The 26,617-nt window shown below is 75.0% G+C and carries 24 protein-coding genes and 3 tRNA genes; 13 read left to right on the forward strand and 14 right to left on the reverse strand.

The window, feature by feature from the left end:
• Positions 1–100: 100 nt before the first annotated feature.
• A complete protein-coding gene (locus FHN55_RS12850) occupies positions 101–703 on the reverse strand; it encodes a DUF3000 family protein (RefSeq protein ID WP_139712718.1) in 603 nt (200 codons plus the stop codon).
• 113 nt (positions 704–816) lie between these two features.
• On the opposite strand from FHN55_RS12850, the gene hemE reads away from it, so the two are divergent.
• The 3 genes from hemE to hemQ are packed head-to-tail and all read left to right on the forward strand — an operon-like array spanning position 817 to position 4,275.
• The gene (hemE, locus tag FHN55_RS12855) at positions 817–1,884 is read left to right on the forward strand and encodes a uroporphyrinogen decarboxylase (RefSeq protein WP_139712719.1); all 1,068 of its coding nucleotides are present in this window, start codon (positions 817–819) and stop codon (positions 1,882–1,884) included.
• Between the two features lie 8 nt (positions 1,885–1,892).
• Positions 1,893–3,407 (forward strand): protoporphyrinogen oxidase, encoded by a 1,515-nt coding sequence (hemG, locus tag FHN55_RS12860; RefSeq protein WP_139712720.1) that lies wholly within the window; start codon positions 1,893–1,895, stop codon positions 3,405–3,407.
• 46 nt (positions 3,408–3,453) lie between these two features.
• Positions 3,454–4,275, forward strand: coding sequence for a hydrogen peroxide-dependent heme synthase (gene hemQ, locus FHN55_RS12865; RefSeq protein WP_139712721.1), 822 nt, complete (start codon positions 3,454–3,456; stop codon positions 4,273–4,275).
• 51 nt (positions 4,276–4,326) lie between these two features.
• Here the strand turns inward: hemQ and FHN55_RS12870 are convergent, their stop codons facing one another.
• Positions 4,327–4,809, reverse strand: coding sequence for a GNAT family N-acetyltransferase (locus tag FHN55_RS12870; protein WP_218974630.1), 483 nt, complete (start codon positions 4,807–4,809; stop codon positions 4,327–4,329).
• A 40-nt stretch (positions 4,810–4,849) separates the two neighbouring features.
• On the opposite strand from FHN55_RS12870, the gene FHN55_RS12875 reads away from it, so the two are divergent.
• A complete protein-coding gene (locus FHN55_RS12875) occupies positions 4,850–5,500 on the forward strand; it encodes a LysE family translocator (protein ID WP_139712722.1) in 651 nt (216 codons plus the stop codon).
• Between the two features lie 196 nt (positions 5,501–5,696).
• Positions 5,697–6,989: an APC family permease gene (locus tag FHN55_RS12880; RefSeq protein WP_139712723.1), complete on the forward strand. Its 1,293-nt coding sequence runs from the start codon at positions 5,697–5,699 to the stop codon at positions 6,987–6,989.
• On the opposite strand, the gene msrB is transcribed toward FHN55_RS12880, so the two are convergent.
• From msrB to glgX (FHN55_RS12900), 4 genes are all read right to left on the reverse strand, one after another.
• The gene (gene msrB, locus FHN55_RS12885) at positions 6,955–7,389 is read right to left on the reverse strand and encodes a peptide-methionine (R)-S-oxide reductase MsrB (RefSeq protein ID WP_139712724.1); all 435 of its coding nucleotides are present in this window, start codon (positions 7,387–7,389) and stop codon (positions 6,955–6,957) included. The genes FHN55_RS12880 and msrB overlap by 35 nt on opposite strands.
• Positions 7,390–7,436: 47 nt before the next feature.
• Positions 7,437–7,949: an indole-3-glycerol phosphate synthase gene (locus FHN55_RS12890; RefSeq protein WP_218974631.1), complete on the reverse strand. Its 513-nt coding sequence runs from the start codon at positions 7,947–7,949 to the stop codon at positions 7,437–7,439.
• Between the two features lie 10 nt (positions 7,950–7,959).
• Positions 7,960–9,030: an ATP-dependent DNA ligase gene (locus FHN55_RS12895; RefSeq protein WP_218974632.1), complete on the reverse strand. Its 1,071-nt coding sequence runs from the start codon at positions 9,028–9,030 to the stop codon at positions 7,960–7,962.
• A gap of 183 nt (positions 9,031–9,213) precedes the next feature.
• Positions 9,214–11,265: a glycogen debranching protein GlgX gene (gene glgX, locus FHN55_RS12900; protein ID WP_257570941.1), complete on the reverse strand. Its 2,052-nt coding sequence runs from the start codon at positions 11,263–11,265 to the stop codon at positions 9,214–9,216.
• A gap of 52 nt (positions 11,266–11,317) precedes the next feature.
• Between glgX (FHN55_RS12900) and FHN55_RS23770 the strand changes: the two genes are divergently transcribed.
• The 3 genes from FHN55_RS23770 (at position 11,318) to FHN55_RS12910 (ending at position 13,320) form a co-directional block, all read left to right on the forward strand.
• Positions 11,318–11,539 (forward strand): hypothetical protein, encoded by a 222-nt coding sequence (locus FHN55_RS23770; RefSeq protein ID WP_257570942.1) that lies wholly within the window; start codon positions 11,318–11,320, stop codon positions 11,537–11,539.
• A gap of 90 nt (positions 11,540–11,629) precedes the next feature.
• On the forward strand, positions 11,630–12,091 hold the full coding sequence (locus tag FHN55_RS12905; protein WP_139712726.1) for a hypothetical protein: 462 nt from the start codon (positions 11,630–11,632) through the stop codon (positions 12,089–12,091).
• Positions 12,088–13,320 carry a S9 family peptidase gene (locus FHN55_RS12910; RefSeq protein ID WP_218974633.1) on the forward strand — a complete coding sequence of 411 codons (1,233 nt, stop codon included), beginning with the start codon at positions 12,088–12,090 and terminating at the stop codon, positions 13,318–13,320. Before FHN55_RS12905 ends, FHN55_RS12910 begins: the two co-directional genes overlap by 4 nt.
• Positions 13,321–13,336: 16 nt before the next feature.
• On the opposite strand, the gene FHN55_RS12915 is transcribed toward FHN55_RS12910, so the two are convergent.
• Complete coding sequence (locus FHN55_RS12915) at positions 13,337–13,561, reverse strand: hypothetical protein (protein WP_139712727.1); 225 nt, start codon at positions 13,559–13,561, stop codon at positions 13,337–13,339.
• Between the two features lie 110 nt (positions 13,562–13,671).
• On the opposite strand from FHN55_RS12915, the gene FHN55_RS12920 reads away from it, so the two are divergent.
• Positions 13,672–14,835, forward strand: coding sequence for a phosphatase PAP2 family protein (locus FHN55_RS12920; protein WP_139712728.1), 1,164 nt, complete (start codon positions 13,672–13,674; stop codon positions 14,833–14,835).
• A 126-nt stretch (positions 14,836–14,961) separates the two neighbouring features.
• Here the strand turns inward: FHN55_RS12920 and FHN55_RS12925 are convergent, their stop codons facing one another.
• Together FHN55_RS12925 and FHN55_RS12930 are read right to left on the reverse strand one after the other, a co-directional pair.
• Positions 14,962–15,426 carry a SufE family protein gene (locus FHN55_RS12925; protein ID WP_139712729.1) on the reverse strand — a complete coding sequence of 155 codons (465 nt, stop codon included), beginning with the start codon at positions 15,424–15,426 and terminating at the stop codon, positions 14,962–14,964.
• The gene (locus FHN55_RS12930; RefSeq protein WP_139712730.1) at positions 15,423–16,349 is read right to left on the reverse strand and encodes a sulfurtransferase; all 927 of its coding nucleotides are present in this window, start codon (positions 16,347–16,349) and stop codon (positions 15,423–15,425) included. Before FHN55_RS12930 ends, FHN55_RS12925 begins: the two co-directional genes overlap by 4 nt.
• A 172-nt stretch (positions 16,350–16,521) precedes the next feature.
• On the opposite strand from FHN55_RS12930, the gene zapE reads away from it, so the two are divergent.
• Positions 16,522–17,616, forward strand: a complete 1,095-nt coding sequence (zapE, locus tag FHN55_RS12935) for a cell division protein ZapE (RefSeq protein WP_257570943.1) — start codon at positions 16,522–16,524, stop codon at positions 17,614–17,616.
• A 13-nt stretch (positions 17,617–17,629) separates the two neighbouring features.
• Here the strand turns inward: zapE and treZ are convergent, their stop codons facing one another.
• The 4 genes from treZ to glgX (FHN55_RS12955) all read right to left on the reverse strand — a co-directional run bounded on the left by treZ (position 17,630) and on the right by glgX (FHN55_RS12955) (position 25,091).
• Positions 17,630–19,474: a malto-oligosyltrehalose trehalohydrolase gene (gene treZ / locus FHN55_RS12940; RefSeq protein WP_257570944.1), complete on the reverse strand. Its 1,845-nt coding sequence runs from the start codon at positions 19,472–19,474 to the stop codon at positions 17,630–17,632.
• A 177-nt stretch (positions 19,475–19,651) separates the two neighbouring features.
• A complete protein-coding gene (locus FHN55_RS12945) occupies positions 19,652–20,293 on the reverse strand; it encodes a peptide deformylase (protein ID WP_257570986.1) in 642 nt (213 codons plus the stop codon).
• 2 nt (positions 20,294–20,295) lie between these two features.
• On the reverse strand, positions 20,296–22,926 hold the full coding sequence (treY, locus tag FHN55_RS12950) for a malto-oligosyltrehalose synthase (protein WP_139712731.1): 2,631 nt from the start codon (positions 22,924–22,926) through the stop codon (positions 20,296–20,298).
• Positions 22,923–25,091, reverse strand: a complete 2,169-nt coding sequence (gene glgX / locus FHN55_RS12955) for a glycogen debranching protein GlgX (protein ID WP_139712732.1) — start codon at positions 25,089–25,091, stop codon at positions 22,923–22,925. Before glgX (FHN55_RS12955) ends, treY begins: the two co-directional genes overlap by 4 nt.
• A gap of 239 nt (positions 25,092–25,330) precedes the next feature.
• Here glgX (FHN55_RS12955) and FHN55_RS12960 point away from each other — a divergent pair.
• The 3 genes from FHN55_RS12960 (at position 25,331) to FHN55_RS12970 (ending at position 25,614) form a co-directional block, all read left to right on the forward strand.
• Positions 25,331–25,403 (forward strand) — tRNA-Gly (locus FHN55_RS12960).
• A 43-nt stretch (positions 25,404–25,446) separates the two neighbouring features.
• A tRNA-Cys gene (locus FHN55_RS12965) sits at positions 25,447–25,517 on the forward strand.
• A gap of 22 nt (positions 25,518–25,539) precedes the next feature.
• Positions 25,540–25,614: transfer RNA gene (locus FHN55_RS12970), tRNA-Val, on the forward strand.
• Between the two features lie 503 nt (positions 25,615–26,117).
• Here the strand turns inward: FHN55_RS12970 and FHN55_RS12975 are convergent.
• Complete coding sequence (locus FHN55_RS12975) at positions 26,118–26,540, reverse strand: SsgA family sporulation/cell division regulator (RefSeq protein WP_139712938.1); 423 nt, start codon at positions 26,538–26,540, stop codon at positions 26,118–26,120.
• Between the last annotated feature and the right edge of the window lie 77 nt (positions 26,541–26,617).

Genomic DNA, 26,617 nt, shown 5'->3' on the forward strand with positions numbered 1-26,617 from the left:
TGCACCCGGCCGGGTGCGTCCTGCAGGGGGTATCGGGCGGCCGAGGGGGTGCCTTGACACGTTCGGCGCAGGTAATCCCACCCGCCCGGAGCCCGGCGCGTCAGCGGCGGGGGAGCCTCGCCACGCCGTGCGGCAGGGGCGGCAGGCCCGCGGCCGCCCCGAGCAGCTGGGCCCACGCCTGCACCGCGTCGCCCACGGCCTCGGGGACGGCCGAGGGGCTGGGGCTGAAGGACGCCCGCACCTCCAGTTCCCCGTCCACCGGGCGCGCCGAGAGCTGCCCGTAGGAGCGCGACGTCGAGGTGGTCACCGTGCCGCCGAGCGTGCGGACCGGCAGGCCGTGGTCCTCCAGGGCCTCGACCAGCCAGCTCCACGCGACGTCGGCCAGCAGCGGGTCGTCGGCGTCCTCGGTGGCCGGGGAGCAGCGCGCCAGCACCACCACGCGCCAGGTGCCGTCCCAGCCCTCCTGACCGGCCGGGTCGTGCAGGAGCACGAAGCGGCCCTCCGCCACCTCGTCACCGGCCTCGTCCAGCACGTCGGCCGACAGCGCCAGGGAGAACGGCGCCAGCGAGCGCGGGCCGGGCCCCTCCTCCACCACGATCTCGGGGCGCAGCGCGGTGGCGCGCACCTGCTGCACCGCCGCGGCGAAGGCAGGGGGAGGAGCCGCCTGGCCCCCGGGGCCGGGCCCTTCGCCGCGCGCGTCCATGGCGTCATCCTTCCCCACCCGGGCCGCCACCAGCACCTGCGGCGCCCCGAGCCGCTCCCTGGCCGCCCTCGGGGTGTCCGGGAGGACCGCCGCGCAGCGGCGATGATGGAGCCGTGAGCACCCCCGCCCCGCCGCTCGTCGCCGCCTGCCGCCACCAGCCGGTGACCCGCACCCCGGTGTGGTTCATGCGGCAGGCGGGCCGCTCGCTGCCGGAGTACCGGAAGGTCCGCGAGGGCATCCCCATGCTCGCCGCCTGCACCACCCCGGACCTCGTCACCGAGATCACCCTGCAGCCCGTGCGCCGCTACGGCGTGGACGGCGCGGTCCTCTACTCCGACATCGTGCTGCCGCTGAAGGCGGCCGGGGTGGACCTCGACATCGTCCCCGGCACCGGTCCGGTGGTCGCGAAGCCGGTCCGCACGGCCGCCGACGTCGACGCCCTGCCGGAGCTGCACCCCGACCAGCTCGAGCCCGTCGCGCAGGCCGTGCGCCAGCTGGTCGCCGAGCTCGGCGAGGTGCCCCTCATCGGCTTCGCCGGGGCGCCCTTCACCCTCGCCAGCTACCTGGTGGAGGGCGGGCCCAGCAAGGACCACGCCGCCACCAAGACCTTCATCCACACCGACCCCGGCCTGTGGCGGGCGCTCGCGGAGAAGCTGGCGCGCACCTCCGCGACCTTCCTGCGGGTGCAGGTCGAGAACGGCGCCCGCGTGGTGCAGCTGTTCGACTCCTGGGCCGGCGCGCTGTCGCTGGCCGACTACCGCGAGCACGCGGCGCCGGCCTCGGCCTCGGTGCTGGCCGCCGTGGGCGACCTGCGCGGCGCGGACGGCCTGCCGGTACCGCGCATCCACTTCGGCGTCGGCACGGGGGAGCTGCTCGGCGCGATGGGCGAGGCCGGCGCCGACGTCGTCGGCGTCGACTACCGCGTCAGCCTGCGCGACGCCGCGGCCCGCACCCGGGCGGACGGCACGCGCCGCGCGCTGCAGGGCAACCTCGACCCGGCCCTGCTCGGCGCACCGCCGGCCGTGCTGGAGGCCGCCGTCGACGCGGTCCTGGACGACGCCGCGGCGGCCGTCGGCGCCACCGGCCACGTCTTCAACCTCGGCCACGGCGTGCCGCCGACCACGGACCCCGACGCGCTGCTGCGCGTGGTCGAGCGGGTGCACGAGCGCACCGCGCGGTGAGGGGGCCGATGACCGCGCGGCCGCGCGTCGTCGTCGTCGGGGGAGGCGTCAGCGGGCTGGCCGCGGCGTGGGCGCTGACCTCCCGGGACGTCGACGTCGACGTCGTCGTCCTGGAGGCGTCCCCGCGCGTCGGCGGGCCGCTGCAGACCGCCGAGCTGGGGGGCGTGGTGGTCGACGTCGGGGCGGAGTCGCTGCTGGCGCGCCGCCCCGAGGCCGTCGACCTGGCGCGCGAGGTGGGGCTCGGGCGCGACCTCGTGCAGCCCGCCACCACGCGCGCGGCGGTCGTCCTGAGGGGTGAGCGGCACCCGGTGCCGCGCGGCACGGTCATGGGCGTCCCCGCGGACCCCGCGTCGATGAGCGGCCTGCTCACCGCCGCCGAGGTGGCCCGCGCCGCCGACGAGCGGCTCACCGAGCCGCTCGGGCAGGACGGCGACGTCGACGTGGCCTCCTTCGTGGCGGCGCGGCTGGGGAGCGCGGTGGTGGACGCGCTGGTCGAGCCGCTGCTGGGCGGGGTCTACGCCGGACGCGCGTCGGGGCTGTCGGTGCGGTCGGTGCTGCCGGCGCTGTGGCCCGCCGCGCGCGACGGCGCTCCGCTGCTGGAGGCGGTGCGCGCTGCGGCCCGGGCCTCGCAGGCGGCCGCGGCGGCCGGGCGGCCGGCGCTGGCCGGCGGTGGAGGGGGAGCGCAGGGTGCGGTCGGGCTGGTCGGCACGGCCGCCGGCGGCGGGGTGTTCGCCGGGGTGCGCGGCGGGGTGGGGCGGCTGCCCGGGGCGGTCGCCGCCGCGCTGGAGCAGCGGGGGACGCCGGTGCGCACCTCGGCGCGCGTGCGCGGGCTGCGGCGTGCAGGCGGGGCGTGGGAGGTGGCCGTCGAAGACCGCTGGACCGGCCTGCGCCGCGCCGAGCGCGCCGACGCCGTGGTCCTCGCGGTGCCCCCGCCGGCCGCCTCGGCCCTGCTGGCCGGTGAGGCGCCGCGGGCCTCGGCGGCGATGGCGCGGGTCGACGACGCCGGCCTCGCGCTCGTCACGCTGCTGCTGCCGCCCGGTTCGCTGGACGCGCTGGTGGACGAGGAGGGCCAGCCGCTCTCGGGGCTGCTCGTCCCGCCGTCCGAGGGGCGGCTGGTCAAGGCGATGACCGCCTCCAGCCGCAAGTGGGCGTGGGTGGCGCAGGCCGCGGGGAGGGCCGCCGGGCAGGGCACCGAGGTGCTGCGCCTCTCGGTGGGCCGTCGCGGCGAGGGCGCCGTGCTGGACCGCCCCGACGGCGAGCTGCTCGCCGCCGTCGTCGAGGACGGCGGCGACCTCGTCGGCCACCGCCTGGAACCGCTCGCCTCGCTGGTGACCCGCTGGCCGGCGGCGCTGCCGCAGCCCGACGTCGGCCACTCCGCCCGCGTCGCGTCGGCGCAGGCCGAGGTGGCCGCGCTGCCCGGGCTGGCGCTGGCCGGTGCCGCGGTCGACGGCGTGGGAGTGCCCGCCTGCATCGCGGCTGCCCGCCGCGCGGCCGCCGCGGTGGTGGCGGACCTCACCCCCTGAGGCGGCCCCCGGCCGGCGCCGGCTCGCCGGGGGCGAGGATGGGCGCATGACGTCGCTGCAGCACTCGCCGGCCTCCAGCGCCCCGGAGACCGCCGTCACCGCCGCCACCACCACGCCGGACGGTCGCACCGCGCGGCAGGTCGCCGACGAGATCAACCAGACCATCCGCTACACGATGTGGTCGGTCTTCGCGCTCGACCCGTCGGCGCACACCGGGGGCGGGCTCGGCGGGGAGGCCGACCGGGCGGCCGCCACCGCCGAGGTCGAGGCGCTCCTGCGCTCCCTCGGCGCCGAGGGCGGTGCCGGCGGGGAAGGGGGCCACGACCTGGAGGTCCGCGGCTTCTACGACCTGTCGGGCATGCGCGCCGACGCCGACCTCATGGTCTGGTGGCACGCCTCCGACGTCGAGGTGGTCCAGGAGGCCTACCGCCGGCTGCGCCGCACGGCGCTGGGGCGGCTGCTCCGCCCGGTGTGGTCGAGCGTCGGCGTGCACCGCACGGCGGAGTTCAACAAGGGCCACGTGCCGGCGTTCATGGCCGGCGAGGCCCCCCGCAAGTACCTCAACCTCTACCCGTTCGTGCGCTCCTACGAGTGGTACCTGCTCCCCGAGGACCAGCGCCGCACCATGCTGCGCGACCACGGCCTGGCCGCCCGCCCCTACCCGGACGTGCGCGCCAACACGGTCTCGGCCTTCGCGCTGGGCGACTACGAGTGGCTGCTCGCGTTCGAGGCCGACGAGCTGCACCGCATCGTGGACCTCATGCGCGACCTGCGGAACACCGAGGCCCGCCGCCACGTCCGCGAGGAGCTGCCCTTCTTCACGGGCCGCCGGGTGGAGCTGTCCGAGCTGGTCTCCCTGCTCCCCTGACCCCCGTGATCATGGACGTCCGCCACCCTCGGAGGTGGCGGACGTCCATGATCACCGAGAGGGGGTGCGTGTCATCGGGACGTGGGGGATGCCGTCCTCCAGGAAGCCCGGCCCGCTGACCTCGAAGCCCCACCGGGCGTACCAGCGCTCCAGGTGGGCCTGCGCGTCGAGCACCAGCGGTCGGCCGCCCTCGCGCGCCACCACGTCGTCGAGCAGCAGCCCGGCCAGCCCGTGCCCTCGCTCGGCAGGTGCGGTCACCACGCGCCCGATGCGGCGCGCACCCTCGGGGTCGGCGTGCTCACCGGAGCGCCCGGCCAGCACGCGCAGGTAGGCGCCGACCTCGCTGCCGCCCGGCCCGGCCACCCACAGGTGCTCGGCGTCGGGCTCGAGGTCGCGACCGTCCAGCTCCGGGTAGGCGCACTCCTGCTCCACCACGAAGACGTCGACGCGCAGCCTCATCACGGCGTAGGCCGTGGCGGGGTCGAGGTCGCGCCACGCGGCGCGCCGGACTGCGGGTGCTGCGGTGCTGCTCACCCGCCCATCCTGCGGCAGCCGTGCCGCTAGCCTCGCCCGCGTGTCGGTGCACGAGGCGGTCGCGGGGTTCGCGCTGGTGGCGGCGCTGCTGACGCTCGTGCCGGGGCTCGACACGGCGCTCGTGCTCCGCACGTCGCTGACCAGCCGCCGCACCAGCGCACTGTCCACCGCCGCGGGCATCCAGGTCGGGTGCCTGGCGTGGGGTGCGGCCGCGGCGCTGGGCGCCACGGCCGTGCTCGCGGCGTCGCAGACGCTGTACCGCGTGCTGACCCTCGCGGGCGCGGCCTACCTCGTGTGGATGGGGGCGCGCCTGCTCGTCGCGGGCTTCCGGACGACCGCTGCGGACGACGACGCGCACGCCGGCCCCCGTCCCGCGGCCGGCGTCTCGGCCGGTCGTGGCTTCACCACGGGGCTCGTCACCAACCTCCTCAACCCCAAGGTCGGCGTCTTCTACCTCGCGACCATCCCGCAGTCCTCCGCCGCCGGCGTCCCGCCGCTGGTGATGGGCCTGCTGCTGGCGGGCGTGCACTGCGTGATCGGGACGGTGTGGCTGACGGCGCTGGTGCTGGGCAGCTCAGCGCTGGGTGCGCGGCTCGCGTCCACGGCGTTCGCGCGCTGGGTCGACCGGGTCACCGGCGGGGTCCTCGTGCTGTTCGGCGTCCGGGTGGCCCTGTCCGCCCGCGCCCTCTGACCCGGCGCCCTCCTCTGCCCGCGCCCCCGTCCCCCGGACGTGATGGCCCCATGGCCGCGCAGATGGCCCCTTCCGCCGTCTCGATGGGGCTGACTGCGTCGCGAGGGGGCCACCTGAGCACGCGCGGGGCCCTGGTCGTGCTGGGGACGCGCGCTCGGGTCACCGGGAGTTCACCTCAGCAGGGCAGGGTCGCGCGGTGACCAGCACCACCAGCGGGGCCCTGCGGCGCGACCTGGGGCTGCGCGACGCCGTGGTCGTCGGCCTGGGCGCGATGCTCGGTGCGGGCGTCTTCGGAGCCGTCGGCCCCGCCGCCGCGGCCGTCGGACCGTCGGCGCCGGGCCTGCTCGCCGCGCTCGCCCTGGCCGCGCTGGTCGCCACCTGCAACGCCACGTCCACCGCGCGCCTCGCCGGGCTCCACCCCCTGGCCGGCGGTGCGTACGCCTACGGGCGCCGCGAGCTGGGGGACTGGTGGGGGTTCGCCGCCGGGTGGGCGTTCGTCGTCGGCAAGACCGCCAGCTGCGCCGCCATCGCCCTCGTGGCCGGCGCCGCGGTCTGGCCGGAGCACCCGGGGGTGCCCGCCGCCGTGGCGGTGGCGCTCTTCACCGCGCTGACGTGCGCGGGCGTGCAGCGGACCGCGCGCGTCACCGCGGTGCTGGTGGTCGTCGTCCTGCTGGTCCTCGCCGTCAGCCTCAGCGCGGCGGCCGGGGGTGGCCTCGACCCCACCGCGCTGACCAGCGCCGCCGCAGGCGCCACCCCGCTCGGCGTGCTCCAGGGCGCCGGCCTGCTGTTCTTCGCCTTCGCCGGGTACGCGCGGATCGCCACGCTCGGCGAGGAGGTCCGCGACCCGGAGCGCACCATCGGGCGCGCGGTGGCGATCGCGCTGGTCACCGTGCTGGTGGTCTACGCGGCCGTCGTCGTGGTGGTCCTCGGGGTGCTCGGGACGACGACGACCGCCGCCAGCGCCCTCCCGCTGCGCGACGCCGTGGCCGCTGGACCCGCGCCGCAGCTGGCGGTGCTCGTCACGGTCGGAGCGGCGGTCGCGGCGCTCGGCTCGCTGCTGACCGTGATGACCGGCGTCGGGCGCACGGCGCTCGCCATGGCCCGCGACCACGAGCTGCCCGCACCCCTGGCCGCCATCAGCCCGCGCAGCGGTGCGCCGGCGGTGGCGCAGCTGGTGGTGGGCGCCGTCGTCGTGGCCGGTGTGCTCACCACCGACCTGCGCGGCGCCATCGCCGCCAGCTCGACCGGGGTGCTCGTCTACTACGCCGTGGCCAACCTCGCGGCCTGGGCGCGCGCCGGCCGCGACCCGCGCCGCCGCGCCTGGGAGCGGCCGGTCGCCGCTGTGGGCCTGCTCGGCTGCCTCGTGCTGGTGGTGGCGCTGCCGCCCGCCGCCGTGGCCGCCGGGCTGGCGGTGCTGGCGGCGGGCCTGGCCGGCCGGGCCGTGCTGCAGGGGCTCAGCGCTCGGAGGCGGGCTCCAGGTCGAGGCTGATGGAGTTGATGCAGTAGCGCTGGTCGGTGGGCGTCGGGAAGCCCTCGCCCTCGAAGACGTGCCCGAGGTGAGAGCCGCACGAGGCGCAGCGCACCTCGGTCCGCACCATGCCCAGCGACCTGTCGGTGATGAGCTCGACGGCGTCGGACTCCGACGGCGCGTAGAACGACGGCCACCCGCAGTTGGAGTGGAACTTGGTGGTGGAGCGGAACAGCTCCGCGCTGCACGCCTTGCAGCGGTAGACGCCCTCGGTCTCGGTGTCGGTGTACTCACCGACCCAGGCGCGCTCGGTGCCGGCCTCGCGCAGCACGCGGTACTCGGCGGGGGAGAGCTGCTGGCGCCACTCGGTGTCGGACTTGGCCACGGGGTACTGGCGGCTGGAGGTCGGGTGAGCGGTCATGCCCCGTCCAACACCCGTCGCGGGCGACGCGTTCCCGGACGTCCGGGTCAGCCGACCTGGCCGGTGCCCGCGTAGGTGTGCAGCACCGGCACGCCCAGCACCTCGCGGGCGCGGCTGGCCCAGTCGCGGTGGAAGGTCTCCTCCACCGCGTGGGGCCGCGTCACCACGACCACCTCGCGCGCCCCGTGCTGCTGCACGGCGGCTTCGAGGGCGGGCACCGGGTCGTCGTCGGTGATGACGCCGTCCGCGTCGCGTCCCAGCGCCCGCAGCGCCGCCACCGTGGTCTCGAGCACCTCCCCGGCTTCGGCCCGGGCGGTGGTGCCGTCGCGGCGGCTGCCCTCGCGCAGGGCCTCGACGGCCTCGCGCCAGTGCGCCAGGCTCAGCCTGTCGACCACCTCGGTGAGCACGTTGCGCCGCGTGTCCGCCGGCACGAGCACCCGGTAGACCAGCTCCTCGCCCTCGTGCAGCGCGAGGACGCGCTCCGCGTCGGGGCCCTCCACCGGCTGCTCGGTGAGGAGGACGACGACGGAGGATGCGATCTCTGCGTTGATCTCGGACACGCCTCGGACGCTATCCGCCCGTCAGCACGTCCGCGAGGTCGTAGTCGGCCGGCACGTCCAGCTGGTCGAAGCGGCACGAGGCCGGGTCGCGGTCGGGCCGCCAGCGGGCCAGCTGCACGGTGTGGCGGAACCTGTCGCCCTCCAGCTGGTCGTACTTCACCTCGGCCACCAGCTCCGGGCTCAGGGGGATCCAGCTGGCGTCCTTGTCCGCCGCCGCGAACCGGTTCTTCTCGCCGGCCTGCCGCCGGGGAGCGCCGTCGTCGTCGCGCAGCACCAGCGGCTGCAGCTCCTCCTCCAGCTGCAGGCGGACCTTGTCGGTGAACGCGCTGGCCCCGCCGACCTGGCGCAGCTGGCCGTCGTCGTCGTGCAGGCCCAGCAGCAGGGAGCCCACGCCGCTGCCGGACTTGTGCACCCGGTAGCCGACGACGACGACGTCCGCCGTCCGCGCGTGCTTGATCTTGAGCATGACGCGCTTGCCGGGAGAGTAGGGGGCGGCGAGCGGCTTGGCCACCACGCCGTCCAGGCCGGCCCCCTCGAAGGTCTGCAGCCACTCCTGGGCCAGCGCGGCGTCAGTGGTGGTGCGGGTGAGGTGCACGGGCGCGCTGACCGCGGCGAGCGCTTCCTCGAGGGCGGCGCGGCGGTCGGCGAACGGCCGCGAGGTGAGGTCGTCGTCGCCCAGGGCCAGCAGGTCGAACGCCACGAACGAGGCCGGCGTGGTCTGCGACAGCAGCGTGATGCGGCTCGCGGCGGGGTGGATGCGCTGGGCGAGGGCCTCCCAGTCGAGGCGCTCGGCGCCGGGCTCGCCGCGGCGGACCACCACCTCGCCGTCCACCACGCAGCGCTCGGGGAGCTGGGCGCGCAGGTGCTCGACCAGCTCGGGGAAGTACCGCGTCAGGGGCTTGGTGCCGCGACTGCCGAGCTCGACGGCGTCGCCGTCCTTGAAGACGATGCAGCGGAACCCGTCCCACTTGGGCTCGTAGAGCAGCCCGCCGGCCACCGAGTCCTGGTCGGGCACGGTGGTCACGTCCTTGACCGCCTTCGCCAGCATCGGGGCGACGGGCGGTATCACGGGCAGGCGCACGGCTCCCAGCCTGCCCCTCCACCCGCACTCGCGTGCCCCAGTGCGCGATGAGGGCCCCCGGATGGCGCACTCGGGTGCGCGAGTGCTGGACGTGGGCGTCTCAGAACCGCAGCCGGCGCCCGGCTGCGGTCCCAGCGGGGGCCGGGACCGCGACCGGGCGCCCGGCTGCGAGGAGGGGAGGCGTCAGTCGACGCGGTGCAGCAGCGTCAGGGAGCGGTCCCTCACGAGGATCTGCTGCCCGGGCGCCAGGCCCCGCTTCTTCACGTGCTGCTCCGGGTCGGTGGACAGCACCAGCTTCCAGCCGGGCAGGCCGTCGGCCTCGGGGTCGGTGCCGGAGTCGGTGCGCGTCGGCACGGTGAACTCCACGACGCCCTCGGAGCCGTTGACCATGATCATGAACTCCTCGACGTCGTCGGCGCCGTCCGAGCGCGGACCCGTGAGGTGGACGGTCAGCGCCTTGTTGAGCGGCTCGGCCCAGTCGGCGTCGCCCATCTCGGGGCCGTCGGCGCGGCGCATCTCCACGTCGACGTCGCCGAAGTGCCGGGGGCGCAGCGCCGGGTGCTCCCGCCGCAGGGCCGTGAGCTCCTTGGTGAACTCGACCAGGTCGTCGTCCACGGCCTTCCAGTCGAACCACGAGATCTCGCTGTCCTGGCAGTAGGCGTTGTTGTTGCCGCCCTGCGTGCGCCCCATCTCGTCACCGCCGAGGACCATCGGCACGCCGTGCGACAGCAGCAGCGTGGCCAGGAGGTTCTTCCGCTGGCGGGTGCGGAGCTCGTTGATCGCGGCGTCGTCGGTGGGACCCTCGGCGCCGCAGCCCCAGCTCTTGTTGTCGCTCTCGCCGTCGTTGTTGTCCTCGCCGTTCGCCTCGTTGTGCTTGGCGTCGTAGCTCGTGAGGTCGTGCAGCGTGAAGCCGTCGTGGGCGGTGACGAAGTTGACGCTGCACAGCGGGTCGCGGCCCCCGGAGCCGGGGGCGCCGCCGTAGATGTCGCCGGAGCCGGTGACGCGGTGCGCGAAGGCGCCGAGCACGCCCGGCTCACCGCGCCAGAAGTCGCGCACGTCGTCGCGGAACTTGCCGTTCCACTCGCTCCAGCGCGCCGGGAAGCCGCCCACCTGGTAGCCGGCGGTGTCCCACGGCTCGGCGATCATCTTCACCGGCGCGAGCACCGGGTCCTGGCTGACCATCATGAGGAACGCGCTGTGCACGTCCATCTCCCCGCCCTGGCGGGTCAGCGTGGTGGCCAGGTCGAAGCGGAACCCGTCCACGTGCATCTCCTGCACCCAGTACCGCAGGGAGTCCATGACCAGGCCCAGCGCCGCCGGGTGGGACGCGTTGATGCTGTTGCCGGTGCCGGAGGTGTCGAAGTAGTGCGCCTCGTCGCCCTCCACCAGCCGGTAGAAGGAGCCGTTGTCGATGCCCTTGAGGCTGAAGGTGGGGCCCTGGTCGTTGCCCTCGGCGGTGTGGTTGTAGACCACGTCGAGGATGACCTCGAGCCCCGCGGCGTGCAGGTCCTTCACCATCTGCTTGAACTCGGCCACCTGGCCGCCGCCGTCGCCCGCCGCCGCGTACTCGCCGTGCGGCGCGAGGAAGCCGATGGAGTTGTAGCCCCAGTAGTTGCGCAGCCCCTTCTCCTCGAGGTGGGAGTCCTGCACGAACTGGTGCACCGGCAGCAGCTCCACGCTGGTCACGCCGAGGTCCCTGAGGTACCCGGTGACGGCGGGGTGGGCCAGCCCGGCGTAGGTGCCGCGCAGCTCCTCGGGGACGTCCGGGTGGAGGTGGGTCAGGCCCTTGACGTGGGTCTCGTAGACCACCGTGCTGTGCAGCGGGACGCGCGGGGGCGTGTCGTCGCCCCAGTCGAAGGACTCGTCGACGACGACGGAGCGCGGCATCGACCCCGCGGAGTCGGCCTCGTTGAGCTTCCCGGCGTCGTCCCAGTGGTGGCCGAAGACCTCCTCGCCGGCGCCGAAGGCGCCCTCGACCGCCCGCGCCCACGGGTCGAGCAGCAGCTTGTGGGGGTTGTGCCGCAGGCCGCGCGCGGGGTCCCACGCGCCGTGCACCCGGAACCCGTACCGCTGGCCCGCGCCGATGCCGGGGAGGAAGCCGTGGAACACGTGGCCGGACTTCTCCGGCAGCTCCACGCGCTCCTCCCTGCCGGACCCGTCGAACAGGCACAGCTCCACGCACTCGGCCGTCTCCGACGGCAGGGCGATGTTGATGCCGTCGCCGCGCAGCGTCACGCCGAGCGGGTAGGGGAGGCCGGGCTCGACGCGGGAGGCGAGCGGTCGGCTGGTGGAGCGGGTGCGGCGCGCCGGGCCCCTCGACGGCGCCTGCCGGGCGGGGCCCTTCGAGCGCGCCGCGCTGGAGGAGGTCCGGCGCGAGGTCCGCTGGCTCTTCTCGGTGGTCTTCGGCGCGGTCTTCTCGGACGTCTTCTCGGGCGTCTTCTCGGGCGTCTCCTCGGAGGCCTTCGAGGGCGCGCTGGAGGAGCGGGAAGTGGGAGGGGTCACGCGCTGATCGTGGTGGTGGTCCTCCTCGGGCGCGACCCGGGAGTGACACCCGCGCACGGCCCGCGCACGTCCGGCGGACCGCTGGCAGGATCGGGCCATGAGGCGAAGCGGGCGTGCCACACCGCTCGGCACCGGCGCCACCGCACCGCCGGCCCTCGCGGCGCTGCTCGGGGTGGCGGGCGTCGCGCACTTCGCGGCCCCCGCCCCCTTCGCGCGCATCGTGCCGCGCGCCCTGGGGGCGCCGGGCCCGTGGGTCGCGGTCTCGGGGGTCGCCGAGCTGGCGTGCGCGGCGGCCCTGCTGCCCCGCGCCACCCGCCGGTGGGCCGGCCTGGCCAGCGCCGCGCTGTTCGTGGCCGTCTACCCGGCCAACGTCACGATGGCGGTGCAGGCGCTGCGCAGCGACCGCACCCCCGGGTGGTACCGCGCGGTGGCGCTGGCGCGGCTGCCGCTGCAGCTGCCCCTGGTCGTGTGGGGCCTGCGCGTGGCCTCTGCCGCCCCGCGGCGGCGACGGCTGCCCGGACCGCCCGGAGCCCGTCCGGCGGCGGGGAGGGCCTCGTGAGCGCCCCCGGGACCGCCGGTGGCGGCGAGGTGGCGGCCGCTGCGCTGCGCGCCGCGTCGCTCACCCGCGCCGTCGTCCGCAGCGCCGTGGTCGGCGGGGCGGTGGGCCTGGCCGCCTCCGCCGCCGCGTCGGCGCTGGCCACCCACTTCGCCCGCCGCGTGGTGACGCCCGAGAAGGTCCGCGCCGACGACGTGCGCGTCCTGGCCGTCGAGCCGGACCGCGTGGTGCTCGCCGCCAGCGACCTGACGCTGGCCCCGGGCCGGTACGGGCTGTGGACCGCGGGCGGTGCCACGCACTCGCAGCTCGGCGACGTCATCGGCGTGGAGGAGGCGGGCCGCGGGCGGGCGGTGGTGCGCCGTCTGCTCGGCACCGACGCCGGCGTCCTGCGCCCGGGTCCCGGCCGCTGGAGCGGCTGGTTCCACACCGGCGACCCCGGCCGGGCGCTGGGCCTGCCCTTCGACGACGTCGTGGTCACCTCGCCCGTCGGCGACCTCCCCGCCTGGCTGGTCCACCCCGCCGACGGCCAGCTGCACGGCAAGGTGTGGGCGGTGCTCGTGCACGGCCGCGGCGGCACCCGCGAGGAGTGCCTGCGCGCGCTGCCGGTGCTGCACCGCCTCGGCGTGCCGGCGCTGGTGCCGAGCTACCGCAACGACCCGGGCGCCCCCGCGAGCCTGTCCGGCCGCTACGGCCTGGGCGACACCGAGTGGGTGGACGTCGAGGCCGCCGTCCTGCACGCCCTGGACGCCGGCGCGCGCGACGTCGTCCTCGTGGGGTGGTCGATGGGCGGCGCGATCGTCCTGTCGCACCTGTCGCGCTCGTGGACGGCCGACCGCGTGCGCGCCGTGGTGCTCGACGGGCCGGTGCTCGACTGGCGCACCGTGCTGCAGCACCAGGCCCGGGTGCACCGCGTGCCGCCACCCCTGGGACGCGCCGGCACGGCCCTCATGGGCTCACCGCTGGCGCGCGCCGCCCTGGGGGTCGAGGGCCCGCTGGACCTCGACAGGCTCGACTGGGTGACCCGCGCCGAGGAGCTGCGGGTCCCGCTGCTCCTGCTCCACGGCGACGCCGACGCCGTGGTCCCCGTGGGGCCCAGCCGCCTGCTGGCGGCGGCCCGCCCGGACCTCGTCTCGCTGCTGGAGTTCCCCGGCGCCGGCCACTGCCGGGAGTGGAACTCCGACCCGGACCGCTGGGAGCGCGAGGTCGCCAGGTTCCTCCTGGAGCACCTGTGAGGAGCGGCCCGCCGCCTCAGCGGCGGCGGTTCTGCACCAGCTGCACGACGCCGTAGACCGCCACCGCGCCGAAGACGACGAGCAGCACCGCCTTCAGCAGACCGGACATGTCCACGTCCCAGATCGAGTAGGCGAAGTAGCCGCCGAGCAGGGCGAAGCCCACGCCCGCGAGGTTCCGCTTGGGGTCCGGACGGCGCTGCTCGGAGGGCTGGCCTGACGGCGGGGGAGGGGTCGTCGACACCCCGGCAGTCAAGCAGGCGGCGCGTGCGCGCCGGTGGTGGTCCAGCAGGTGACGCGCAGATGGCCGGTCCGTGGACGCGCGAGGACCGCCAGTTGGGTCAGAATGACCCCATGGCCCTCGGTACCACGCCCGGCGCGTCCGCGCCCTCCGTCGCCACCGTCGAGGTCCCGAGCCGCCGCCACCGCCACCGCGTCCTCCTCCTGGCCGCGGGGACGGCGGCCGTGACGGGAGGCCTGGCGGTCATCGGGTCCGTCGCGCTCGGCATCCCCATGCGCGACCCCGACGGCTTCCTCGGCCCCGGCTGGGTGCGCATGCCGGCCATCGTGGCCGTCTGCCTCCTCCTGGACGTGCTGCCCCGGGCCGCTTGGCGCCTGCGCGCCCACGGCGAGCTGCGCTCGGTGCAGGGGCTGGTGCGGTCCGCGCGCGACGTCGCCGCGGCCCGCTGGCCGTGGCGTCGGCTCGTGCCGGTGCTCGTGGCGGTCGCGAGCTTCTACATCACCTACGTCGGCTACCGGAACCTCAAGAACTTCCTGCCGTTCATCCACGAGGGCTCCCAGGACCTGGCCCTGGTGGCCAGCGACCGTCTCCTGGCGTTCGGCAACAACCCCGCCGAGGTGCTCCACGCCGTGCTCGGCACCGGGGTCTCCGCGCACGTCCTGTCGTTCGTCTACATGGGCTACCTCATCTTCGTGCCCGTCTCCGTGGCCGTGGCGCTGATCTTCTGGCGGCACCTGTCGCACGGCCTCTGGTACGTCACCGCGCTCTGCCTCAACTGGGCGCTGGGCGCGGCCAGCTACTACCTCATCCCGGCGTCCGGCCCGTTCTACGCGCTGCCGTGGGACTTCACCGACCTGTCCCGCACGGACGTGACCGGGCTGCAGGCGGCGCTCGTGCGCAACCGCTCCATCGTCATGGCGGACCCCGACGTGTCGGGCACGGTGTCGGGCATCGCGGCGTTCGCGTCGCTGCACGTCTCGGTGGTGTTCACCGCGGCGCTGATCGTCCAGCTCATCCGGATGCCCAGGCTGGTGCGCCGCGCGATGTGGGGCTTCTTCGTGCTGACGGTGCTGGCCACCATCTACTTCGGCTGGCACTACATCGTCGACGACCTCGCCGGCGTGGCGATCGGCGGCATCGCCGTCTGGGCCGGCGCGTGGGCCACGGGGAACCTCCGCGACCCCGCTCGCCGGCGCGAGGACGACGACGAGGACGACGTCGCCGGCAGCGCCGACGCGCTCGAGGAGCGCCGGCGGGGCGCCACGGTCTCCACCTGACCGCACTCCCACCCCGGGCCTTCCCTCCGCAGGAGGACGACGAGGGGCCCCCGNNCGGGGGCCCCTCGTCGTCCTGCCGGCCTGCGCCGGCGTTGGCCGGTCAGGCTGACCGGTCAGGCTGGCCGGTCAGGCGGTGGCACGCTCGCGCACCTGCCGCTTGATCCGCCCGAGCATCCCCGCCATGCCGCGCAGGCGCAGCGGGCTGACCGCCCGCGCGAGGCCGAGCCGGTCGCTGACGTCGTCGGGGACGGCGAGCAGCTCCGCCGCGGGGAGCCCGTCCAGGCCCTCCACGAGGATCCCCGCGAAGCCGCGGGTGGTCGGTGCCTCCCGCGGCGCGGTCGCGAAGACGCGGACCGTGCGCGCCAGCGCGGGCGTGGCGTCGTCGGCGTCCTCGAGCTCGGTGATGACGAACACCGGCGACTGGCACTCCGGCACCGGCTCGAGCAGCTCGGGGTGCTCCGCGTACCGCTCGGGCAGCTCGGGCAGGCCCTCGCTGAACTCCAGCAGCAGCTGCAGCCGCTCGCGCTCGGTGACGGCGCCGAAGTCGTCCACCACGTCGGCGAGCTTGGCCGGCAGGTCGGAGCCGCTCATCGCGAGGACGTCGCCCCCGGCTGGTCACCGGTGGCGATCGGCACGCGCACGGCGTTGCCCCACTCGGTCCAGGAGCCGTCGTAGTTCTTCACGTCGTCGAAGCCCAGCAGGTGGTGCAGCACGAACCAGGTGTGGCTCGAGCGCTCGCCGATGCGGCAGTAGGCGATGGTGGCGCGGCCGGCCTCCAGGCCCTTCTCCTGCGCGTAGATCGCCTCCAGCTCGGCGCGGGGCTTGAAGCCGCCGTCCTCGGCCACCGCCCGAGCCCACGGCACCGACTGGGCGCCGGGGATGTGGCCGCCGCGCAGCGTCCCCTCCTCCGGGTAGGCCGGCATGGAGGTGCGGGCGCCGGTGTACTCCTCGGGGGAGCGCACGTCGACCAGCTGCGGTCGCTCGGTGCGCAGGAAGGCGAGCACGTCGTCCTTGTAGGCGCGGATGACGGAGTCGTCGCGCTCCACGACCGGGTAGTCGGCGGGGGTCACCTGCGGGGCGTCGGTGGTGTACTCGCGGCCCTCGGCCTCCCACTTCGCGCGGCCGCCGTCGAGCAGGCGCACGTTCTCGTGGCCGAACAGCGTGAACACCCACAGGGCGTACGCGGCCCACCAGTTGTTCTTGTCGCCGTAGATGACCACGGTGGTGTCGCGGCCGATGCCGCGCTCGCCCAGGAGCTCCGCGAAGGCCTCGCCGTCCACGTAGTCGCGCGTGACCGGGTCGTTGAGGTCGGTGTGCCAGTCGACCTTGACCGCGCCCGGGATGTGGCCGGTCTCGTAGAGCAGCACGTCCTCGTCGCTCTCGACCACCACGAGGCCGGGCTCGCCGAGGTGCTCGGCGAGCCAGTCGGTGCTCACGAGCCGCTCGGGGTGGGCGTACTCCGCGAAGCGGGGGGAGGGGTCGGGGGCGATCCGCGTCGTCGTCTCAGCAGCCATGCAGCGAGGTTAGGCGACGCCGGTGTGCCCTAACCAGCCAGGACAGCCTCACCTCGTCGGGCGCGACCGGTCTGGCCCGCCCCGTGCGGACCGGCTGTGACCTGCGGCTCACCAGGAGCCCCTCCGCCCTCCGCGACCGGCGGACCGGGCGCGCCAGCCCTAGGCTCGGCCGGTGCCTGACGCCATCGCGCCCGCTGCCGTGGAGACCACCGACGCGGTGCCCTCGCTGGTCCAGCGCGACCCCCGCCCCAGCCCGCAGCGCCTCCTGGACGACCTCGTCCCCCCGCCGCACTTCGCCGCCGCGAGCTTCGACAGCTACCGGCCCGACCCGGCTCAGCCGACGCAGGCCGAGGCGGTGGACGCGCTGCGCGACCGCGCGGGCCGGTGGAGCGGCGCGAAGGGGGTCAAGGGGTCCAGGGGCGGGGGGCTGGCGCGGCTGTTCGGCCGCGGCGGCGAGGCGCCCAAGGAGGGCATCTACCTCGACGGCGGCTTCGGCGTGGGCAAGACCCACCTGCTGACGTCGCTCTTCCACGCCGTCGACAGCCCGTCGGCGCCGGCCGCCTACGGCACGTTCGTGGAGTACACCAACCTCGCCGGCGCCCTCGGCTTCCGCCAGGCCGTGGAGGCGCTGTCCGCCAAGCGCCTGGTCTGCATCGACGAGTTCGAGCTGGACGACCCCGGCGACACCGTCCTCATGAGCCGCCTGCTGCGCGAGCTGTCCGACGCGGGCACCGCCCTGGCCGCCACGTCGAACACGCTGCCCGACGCGCTGGGTGAGGGCCGGTTCGCCGCGGAGGACTTCCTGCGCGAGATCCAGGCGGTCGCCTCCCGGTTCGACGTCTACCGGGTCGACGGCGAGGACTACCGCCACCGCGGCCTGCCGGCCCCGCCGGAGCCGGCCGTCGACGGCGAGGTGCGCGAGCGCGCGGGCGCGCGGCTGGCGGCCGGCGAGGGCGTGGTGCTCGACGCCTTCGACGAGCTGCTGGCCCACCTCGCGACCGTCCACCCCAGCCGCTACGGGGCGCTGCTCGACGGCGTCACCGCGGTGCACTGGACCGGGGTGCGCCCCGTCTCGGACCAGAGCGTCGCCCTGCGCCTCGTGGTGCTGGGAGACCGCATGTACGACCGCGACCTGCCGCTCGTCGCCTCCGGCGTCCCGCTGGACCAGCTCTTCCCGGACGAGCTCATGAACGGCGGCTACCGCAAGAAGTACGCCCGCGCCGTCTCGCGCCTGACCGCGCTGGCCCGCGAGGGCTCCCAGCCCTGACCCGAGGGTGGCGTCAGGAGAGGCGGACCACGGCGCTCGCCCGGGCGGGCAGCCGCACCGCGGTCCCTGACGGACCCCCCGTGACCTCGGTCGCCGCGGCGTCCCACGCCAGGACCACCTCGGCGCGCGCGTCGTCGTCATCCAGCGCACCGGACAGCGGGACCGCCTGCTCGTGCTGGGCCAGGTTCGCCACCAGCGCCAGCGAGCCGCGGCGGGCGACCAGCCAGGGGCTGCCGCCCTCGTGCAGCTCGGCGTCGCCGCTGGTGGCGGTGCGGACGGCGCGCAGGTCGTCTCCGGCGAGATCGGGCTCGGAGCGGCGCAGGGCCAGCAGGTCGCGGGTCCAGGCGAGCAGGCGCGCGCCCCGCTCGGAGGTCGGCTCCGACCAGTCGAGCTTCGAGCCCGTGAAGGTGGACTCCTCCTGCGGGTCGGGCACCTCGACGTCGCCCTCCCAGCCGTGGGAGGCGAACTCCTCGGCGCGGCCCTTGCTGACCAGGGCGCCGAGCTCGGGGTCGTGGTCGGTGAAGAACATCCACGGCGTCGTGGCGCCGTACTCCTCACCCATGAAGATCATGGGCGTGAAGGCGCTGGTGAGGACCACGGCCTGCGCGGTGGCGAGCGCGGCGCCGTCCAGGGAGGCGGAGAGCCGGTCGCCGGTGGCGCGGTTGCCGGTCTGGTCGTGCGTCGTCGTGTAGGCGACGAACGCGTGACCGGGGTAGCGCGCCGTGTCCACGGGCGCGCCCCAGGTCTTGCCGCGGAAGGGGCTGTACGTGCCGGCGTGGTGGAACACCCGCTCCAGCACGTTCCCGAGCACCTCGAGGCTGGCGAAGTCCTTGTAGTAGCCGCCGCGCTCGCCGGTCATCACCGAGCGCAGCGCGTGGTGGACGTCGTCGGCCCACTGTGCCTGCATCCCGCGGGCCGGGAGGTCCGTGGCGGACGCCTGGCCCAGCGGCGTGACCATGCCGGTGTCGTTGAGGTCGCTCTCGGCGATGAGGGTCAGCGGCCTGCCGAGCTCGGCCGACAGCGCGGCGGTCTCGCGGGCCAGCTGCGCGAGCACGTGCTCGTCGGACTCGTCGACCAGGGCGTGGACGGCGTCCAGGCGCAGCGCGTCGACGTGGAAGTCGCGGAACCAGCGCAGGGCGTTGTCGACGACGAAGCGCCGCACGCCCTCAGAGCCCGGCTGGTCGAGGTTGACCGCCGCGCCCCACGGCGTGTGGTGCTCCTCGGTGAAGTACGGGCCGAACTCGCCGAGGTAGTTCCCCGCCGGGCCGAGGTGGTTGTAGACGCAGTCGAGCGCCACGCCGAGGCCCGCCCGGTGGGCGGTGTCGACGAAGCGCTGCAGCGCCGCGGGGCCGCCGTAGGCGTCGTGGACGGCGTACAGGTCCACGCCGTCGTACCCCCAGCCGCGGCGCCCCGGGAAGGCCGCCACCGGCAGGAGCTCGACGACGTCGACGCCGAGGTCCACCAGGTGCGGGAGCTTCTCCGCTGCCGCGTCGAGGGTGCCCTCGGGGGTGAAGGTGCCGACGTGGAGCTCGTAGACGACGGCGCCGCGGGCGTCGCGGCCGGGCCAGCCGCCGTCACCCCAGCTGTGAGCGGCCGGGTCGAAGACGCGGCTGGGGCCGTGGACGTCGTGCGGCTGGTGCGCGCTGCGCGGGTCGGGGCGGGGATCGCCGCCGTCGACGCGGAACGCGTAGTCGGTGCCGTCGCCGGCCTCGTCCACCTCGAGGGCCCACCAGCCGGGGGCGGGGTCCTCGCTGGGCTCCAGCGGCAGCGTCTGCGTGCCGGAGGGGAGGTGGACGTCGATCTCGACGCGGTCAGCGGAGGGCGCCCAGACGGCGAAGCGGTGCACGCGTCCAGCCAACCGGTGATCATGGGCGCCCGCCACCCGGCCCTGCGTCCGTGACCGTGGACGTCGCGAACACCTCGGGTGGATCTGCGCCACTCCCCGACTGGCACGGTGTGGCCCTGTGCCAGACCTAGTGGCACAGGGCCACCCCGTGCCAGTCAGCGGGGGAGCGGGGCGGGCGCCGCGGCAGCGTCAGACGCGGCCCGTCCAGGACAGTGACGACAGGTCGGCCTTGTCGATGTAGAGGCCACCGCCGAGGTGGTCGATCTCGTGCTGCATGATCCGCGCCGCCCAGCCGTGGAAGACGTCGTCGAAGGGCTTGCCCGTCTCGTCCTGGCCCACCACGCGCACCGACCTGAGGCGCGCCACCTCGGCCTCGTAGCCGACCACCGACAGGCAGCCCTCCTCGAAGACCACCCGCTCGGCCTCCTCCACGGGGACCTCGGCGCCGGAGGCGTCCACCGGTGAGTACGAGGGGTTGACGATCACCCGGAACGGCAGCTCGGAGCGCTCGCGCGGGTCGTCGTCGTCGTCTCCGGAGTCCTCGACGACGGCCAGGGCCAGGCCCAGCCCCACCTGCGGGGCGGCCAGCCCGACGCCCGGGGCGGCGTGCATGGCGACCTTCATCGCCTCGACGAGGTCGGCCATGAGCTCGGGGGAGAGCTCGCCGTCGTAGGGCTGCGCGACCTCCCGCAGCACGGGGTGACCCGCCTGCACGATGGGCAGCGGCTGCGGACCGCGCAGCAGCTTGCCCACCGCCTTGCGGAGGTCCTTGCTGCTCATCGGCCGGCGGATGGCGTCGACGGCGCTGGTGGGGCTGGACTGCTGGGCCATGCTCACGGCGCAGCATCCTCCCCCACGGCACCCGCGGCGGCGGCAGCCACCTCGCTGGCGCCCTCGCGCACGAGCAGGGCGACGGGCATGGCGGACAGCAGCCGCGCGAGCGGCACGGCCCCGCCGTCGTGCAGGGCCCCCGTCAGCAGGTCGCGCCAGGCGCCCGGGGTCTCGGCCGTCGACCCGGCCTCCGGGAGCACCACGGTGTGCTGCCCCCAGCCGCCGAGGCGCTCCAGCGAGGCCGCGAGGCGCGTGGCCACGACCACCACCTGCGGCGCACCGCCGTCGACGTCGCCGGTGCCGCGGCCGAACGCCACGGCGTTGCCGGTGGACGTGGCGACGGCGGTGTAGGTCGCCCCCTCGCCGACGAACCACTCGGGGTGCCGACGGCGCAGTCGCAGCGCCCGGGAGGTGACCAGCAGCTTCTCGTCCGACAGGTCGCTCGGGCGTGCTCCCGAGTCGATGCGGGACAGGCGCCGGCGCCGGTCGGCGTAGTCGACGGGGCGGCGGTTGTCCGGGTCGACCAGCGACAGCGAGACCACCTCGGTGCCCTGGTAGACGTCGGGCACGCCCGGCATGGTCAGCTGCACGAGCTTCTGCCCGAGCACGCCCACCCGCACCGGACCGGCGATGCGCTGCGAGAACGCCTCCACGGCCTCGAGCACCGCGCTGTCGCCGAGGACGCCCACGGCGAAGGACCTCACGGCCTCCTCGTAGGCCTCGTCGGGGTTCGTCCACGTGGTGTGGAGCTTGGCCTCGCGGATGGCCTTCTCGAGGTAGCCGAGCAGCCGCTCGCCGCTGATCGGCCCGCCCGGCCGCCCGTCGCGCTCGCCCGAGCCCCAGGTGCCCAACAGCGTCTGCCAGACGAGGTGCTCGGTCTGCCCGTCGAGCTCCTGGCGGCGGTGCTCGGCGGCCAGACGCCGCCAGTGCCGCAGCGCCTCGGCGAACTCCAGCGGGAGCTCGGAGAGCACGGCGAGGCGCGCCCGCACGTCCTCGTCGCGCTTGGTGTCGTGCGTGGTCAGCGTGGTCATGGCCACCGGCCAGTCGCGCACCTGCTGGGCGCAGTAGGCGTGGAACTCCTCCGGGGCCACGCCCACGCGGTCGGGGTCGCCGCCCACCTCGTTGAGCCCCGCCAGGCGGAACCAGCGGTAGAACGCGGTGTCCTCCACGCCCTTGGCCATGACGGGGCCGCAGGTCTGCTGGAAGCGGATGACGAGCTCGGCGCGGTCGGCGTCGGCGAGCCTCCCGGCGCTGCCGACCTCGCGCCCCAGCAGCAGGTCGACGACGACGGCGAGGGTGTCCCAGCGCTCTTCCGGCAGGTGCTCGCGCGCCTGCTCCGCGGCCTCCTCGAGCACCCGCTGGGCCTCGGCCGGCGCGGGCTCACCGGGCACCACGTAGGCGCGGTAGCGCGGGAAGGCCACGAGCAGCTCCACCACGCACTCGCGCAGGGCGCGCTCGGTGTGGTCGCGCAGGCGCACGTCGGCTGCGACGATCTGCACCAGCAGCTGCACGAGGCGGTGCACCTCGGCGTACAGGCCCGCCTCGACCACCTCGCGCTTGGCGGCGCTCACGACGGCGGGGAAGCCGGCGGCCTCCCCGGTGACCTCGGCGAGCAGCGCCGACAGCGGTCCGGCGCCCGCCGGGTCGACGAAGAGCCCGCCCACCCGCAGGAGGGCGTCGTAGCCGGTGGTGCCGGCGACGGGCCAGTCGTCGGGGAGCACCTCGGAGCCCTCGAGGATCTTCTCCACCACCACCCACGCCCCGCCGGAGCGCTCGGCGAGGCGCCGCACGTAGCCGCGGGGGTCGGCCAGGCCGTCCGGGTGGTCGATGCGCAGCCCCTCCAGCTCGCCGGACGCCAGCAGCTCGAGGAGCAGCTCGTGGCTGGCGTCGAAGACCTCGGGGTCCTCCACGCGGATGGCGGCGAGGGTGTCGACGTCGAAGAAGCGGCGGTAGTTCAGCTCCTCGTCGGCCACGCGCCAGTGCGCCAGCCGGTACCACTGCCGGTCCACCAGCTCGGCCAGCGGCAGTGTCTCCGTGCCGGGGCGGACGGGGAAGACGTGGTCGTAGTAGCGCAGCAGCGGCTCGCTGCCGCTGGTGTCGAGCTCCAGCTCGCCGCTGCCGAGCACCTGCCCGATCCGCGAGCCGAGCACGGGCATGAGGATCGCGTGGCCGGACGTCCACCAGTCGACGTCGAACCAGCGCGCGTAGGGCGAGTCCGGCCCGTCCCGCAGCACCGACCACAGCGCGCGGTTGAGCCGCGCCGGCGTCGGCACGGCCATGTGGTTGGGGACCACGTCGGCCACGGCGGCGAGGCCCTTGCTGCGCAGGCGCTGCACCAGCACGTCGAGGGCCTCGCGGCCCCCGGCCTCGGGGTTGACCCGGCTGTGGTCGACCACGTCGTAGCCGTGCGCCGAGCCCGGCGTCGGCTGCAGCAGCGGCGACAGGTAGGCGTGGGAGACGCCGAGGGCGTCGAGGTGGTCGACGACGGCGGTCGCGTCGTCGTAGCCGAACTCCGGCCGGATCTGCAGCCGGTACGTGGAGACCGGGACGGGCCTGCCGGGCGCGGGGCGGTGCTGGGCGGCCGAGCCGCCCTGCTGGCCGCCCTGCTGGCCGCTGGCGGTCGTGTCGTTCACAGCGCCTCCACCGAGGGACGGGTGACCACGAGCAGGCTGCGCCCGGCGACCTTGACGTCGGAACCGGCCGCGATCGGGCCCGTCGCCTCGGCGGCCGCGAGGGCCACCACGGCGGGCGCGGCGGGCGGGGGCGTCTCGGGGGGCGAGGCGGTGTCGACCACCACCCGCCACTCGTGCCCGTACTCCTCCGGCGGCAGGGTGAAGACGACGTCCTCGTGGGAGGCGTTGAACATGATGTAGAAGCTGTCGTCCACGATCTGCTCCCCGCGGGGGTCGGGCTCGGGGATCGCCCAGCCGTTGAGGAAGACGCCCAGGGAGCGGGCGTACCCGGTGGACCAGTCGCTGTGGGTCATGTGCACGCCGGCGGGGGTGAACCAGGCGATGTCGCCCAGCGAGCTCTCACCGCCGTGGTGGGCGTCCCCGGCGAAGAAGCGCCGCCGGCGGAAGACCGGGTGGCCCATCCGCACCGAGATGACCTGCTGGGTGAAGCGCAGCAGGTCGCGCTGCTCGTCGGTGAGGTTCCAGTCCACCCAGGAGGTGCGGTTGTCCTGGCAGTAGGTGTTGTTGTTGCCCTTCTGGGTCCGCCCCAGCTCGTCGCCGTGGAGGATCATCGGCACGCCCTGGGACAGCAGCAGGGTGGCCAGCATGTTGCGCTGCTGGCGGGCGCGCAGGGCGTTGACGTCCTTGTCCTTGGTCTCGCCCTCCACCCCGCAGTTCCAGGAGCGGTTGTGGCTCTCGCCGTCGCGGCCGCCCTCGCCGTTGGCCTCGTTGTGCTTCTCGTTGTAGGAGACGAGGTCGCGCATGGTGAAGCCGTCGTGCGCGGTGACGAAGTTGATGGACGCGATGGGCTTGCGGCCGTTGTGCTCGTACAGGTCGGAGGAGCCGGAGATGCGGCTGGCGAACTCGGCCAGGGCGCTCGGCTCGCCGCGCCAGAAGTCGCGGACGGTGTCGCGGTACTTGCCGTTCCACTCCGTCCACAGCGGCGGGAAGCCGCCGACCTGGTAGCCGCCGTCGCCGACGTCCCAGGGCTCGGCGATGAGCTTGACCTGGGAGACCACCGGGTCCTGCTGGATGAGGTCGAAGAACGCCGAGAGCCGGTCCACCTCGTGGAACTGGCGGGCCAGGGTGCTCGCCAGGTCGAAGCGGAAGCCGTCGACGTGCATGTCGTTCACCCAGTACCGCAGCGAGTCCATGATCAGCTGCAGCACGTGCGGGGACCGCATGAGCAGGGAGTTCCCCGTGCCGGTGGTGTCGTAGTAGTGCGCCTTGTCGGAGTCGACCAGGCGGTAGTAGGCGGCGTTGTCGATGCCGCGGAAGCACAGCGTCGGGCCCATGTGGTTGCCCTCGGCGGTGTGGTTGTAGACGACGTCGAGGATGACCTCGATGCCCGCCTGGTGCAGCGTGCGGACCATCGACTTGAACTCCATCACCTGCTGCCCGCGGGTGCCGGTGGAGGAGTAGGCGTTGTGCGGGGCGAAGAACCCGATCGTGTTGTAGCCCCAGTAGTTGGTCATGCCCTTCTCCTGCAGGTGGGTGTCCTGCACGAACTGGTGGACGGGCATGAGCTCGATCGCGGTGACGCCGAGGTCGGTGAGGTGCTCGACCATCGCCGGGTGCCCGATGCCCGCGTAGGTGCCGCGGATCTCCTCGGGCAGGCCCGGGTGGGTCATCGTCAGGCCCTTGACGTGCGCCTCGTAGATGACCGTCTCGTGGTAGTCCCGCCGCGGCGGCCGGTCCGTGCCCCAGTCGAAGTAGGGGTTCACGACGACGGACAGCATCGTGTGGCGGGCGCTGTCGGCCGTGTTGCGGCGCGACGGGTCCTTGAAGGAGTAGCTGAACAGCGACTCGTGCCCGTCCACCTGGCCGTCGATCGCCTTGGCGTACGGGTCGAGCAGCAGCTTGCTGGGGTTGCAGCGGTGCCCGGCCGCCGGGTCGTAGGGGCCGTGCACCCGGAAGCCGTAGCGCTGGCCGGGCTGGATCCGGGGGAGGTAGGCGTGCCAGACGAAGCCGTCGACCTCGGGCAGGTCGATGCGCGTCTCGCGCCCGCGCTCGTCCACGAGGCAGAGCTCCACGCGCGAGGCGACCTCCGAGAAGAGCGCGAAGTTCGTCCCCGCGCCGTCGAAGGTGGCCCCCAGCGGGTAGGGGCGTCCTGGCCAGACCTGCATGGCGTCCTCTCACGGGCGTCTGTCGTGCTGCCGCCGCACGGGTCGGCGGGCTGGAGTCATCCTGGCCGAGTGGCGGCCGGTCCGCCCTGTCGAGGGTGCCGGCGCGACTGGCGGACGACCGTCAGGAGGACGGCGAGGAGCGCTCCGGTGACCCGTGTGCGCCACTTCGGAGGGGGGCGGTTCGACTCAGCCCCTCGGGGTGAAGTAGTGTTCTTCTCGTTCGGCCGCGAGGTCGACACGCGGACGTGGCTCAGTTGGTAGAGCATCACCTTGCCAAGGTGAGGGTCGCGGGTTCGAATCCCGTCGTCCGCTCGGAGGGCACCGCTCGAGGGCCGCTCGGACTCGGATGCCCCTCGGTGGAGTGGCCGAGAGGCGAGGCAACGGCCTGCAAAGCCGTGTACACGGGTTCGAATCCCGTCTCCACCTCACGCGCACTTCGGTGCCGCGCGGGCGATTGGCGCAGTGGTAGCGCGCTTCCTTGACACGGAAGAGGTCACTGGTTCGAACCCAGTATCGCCCACCACCTCAGACCCCGGATCCGCTCGCGGACCGGGGTCTTCGTGCGTCTGCGGCCAGGGGCTCGGCGCGCCGCGTCGTGCCGTCCCGCGCTGGCCGAGGGTCTTGGCCAGCCGTGGCGTCCCCCCCCCGTCGGAGCTGACCGCGGTCGGGTGTCTGGACATCGGGCCATCGAGGTCAGGTGCTGACCGCGCGCGGTCGGGTGTGCAGACGTCGGGCCAGCCCCAGGCGCCGCCAGGACCGACCGTGGTCGCCGGCACCTGATCGCGGTCGCCTCCGGACGTGACCGCGGTCGCGTGCGGAGACGTCGGGCCAGGAAGGCTGCACCACGACTGACCGCGATCACGTGCAGGGGTGACCGCGGTCAGGTGCGGCGGGGGTGCCGGGGCGAGCGCGACTGGCTGGAGGCGGGAGCGCCGGCAGAGGTGGGTTCGTCCTCCCGGACGTGAGGAGGGCGCCACCCCCGTCGGGGTGGCGCCCTCCTCGTCCGAGCGGGAGCTGGGTCTCGAGCTAGACAGCGCGGCCCAGGAGCTCGGCGAGCTCGTCGTCGACGTGGACGTGGCGGCTCTCGGCCCCGGCGGGCACGAGGGCGTGGGTGCGGTCGAGGAAGTCGCGCAGGTCGGACGCGTCGGCCTCCAGCACGGCGTGGCCGTCGGGGGAGCTGAGCGAGACGAGCACGACCTCCTGGCCGTCGACCTCGCCGGGCCAGACCTGGACGTCACCCTCGCCGGTGGGGCGTCGCAGGCCCTCGCGCAGGAGGTCGCGGGCGAAGACCCACTCGATGGAGCCGCCGTCGCCCCGGAAGGAGGCGGTGACGGCGAAGGGGTCGTGCACGCCGTAGCCGAACTCCACGGAGACGGGCACCTTGCCCGACTCGGGGACGACGAGGCGCAGCTCGACCTCGGCGTCGACGTGAGCTGAGCCCTTGGGCACGGTGGTCCTCCCCGGTGAGTGGCGGCCGGAGCCGGCGGCTGCGCCGACCCTCACGGGTCGGACACCCTCGATGTTCC

It is taken from the genome of Streptomyces sp. NP160, assembly GCF_006335115.1.
GTDB lineage: Bacteria > Actinomycetota > Actinomycetes > Actinomycetales > Quadrisphaeraceae > Quadrisphaera.

Excerpts from the sequence above, each read along its gene's own strand:
- FHN55_RS12945 (WP_257570986.1), bottom strand. The coding sequence starts at position 20,293 with ATGGCCCAGCAGTCCAGCCCCACCAGCGCCGTCGACGCCATCCGCCGG.
- glgX (WP_139712732.1), bottom strand. The coding sequence starts at position 25,091 with ATGCAGGTCTGGCCAGGACGCCCCTACCCGCTGGGGGCCACCTTCGAC.
- msrB (WP_139712724.1), bottom strand. The coding sequence starts at position 7,389 with ATGACCGCTCACCCGACCTCCAGCCGCCAGTACCCCGTGGCCAAGTCC.
- FHN55_RS12905 (WP_139712726.1), top strand. The coding sequence starts at position 11,630 with ATGAGGCGAAGCGGGCGTGCCACACCGCTCGGCACCGGCGCCACCGCA.
- hemG (WP_139712720.1), top strand. The coding sequence starts at position 1,893 with ATGACCGCGCGGCCGCGCGTCGTCGTCGTCGGGGGAGGCGTCAGCGGG.
- FHN55_RS12925 (WP_139712729.1), bottom strand. The coding sequence starts at position 15,426 with ATGAGCGGCTCCGACCTGCCGGCCAAGCTCGCCGACGTGGTGGACGAC.
- hemQ (WP_139712721.1), top strand. The coding sequence starts at position 3,454 with ATGACGTCGCTGCAGCACTCGCCGGCCTCCAGCGCCCCGGAGACCGCC.
- FHN55_RS12920 (WP_139712728.1), top strand. The coding sequence starts at position 13,672 with ATGGCCCTCGGTACCACGCCCGGCGCGTCCGCGCCCTCCGTCGCCACC.
- FHN55_RS12930 (WP_139712730.1), bottom strand. The coding sequence starts at position 16,349 with ATGGCTGCTGAGACGACGACGCGGATCGCCCCCGACCCCTCCCCCCGC.
- FHN55_RS12850 (WP_139712718.1), bottom strand. The coding sequence starts at position 703 with ATGGACGCGCGCGGCGAAGGGCCCGGCCCCGGGGGCCAGGCGGCTCCT.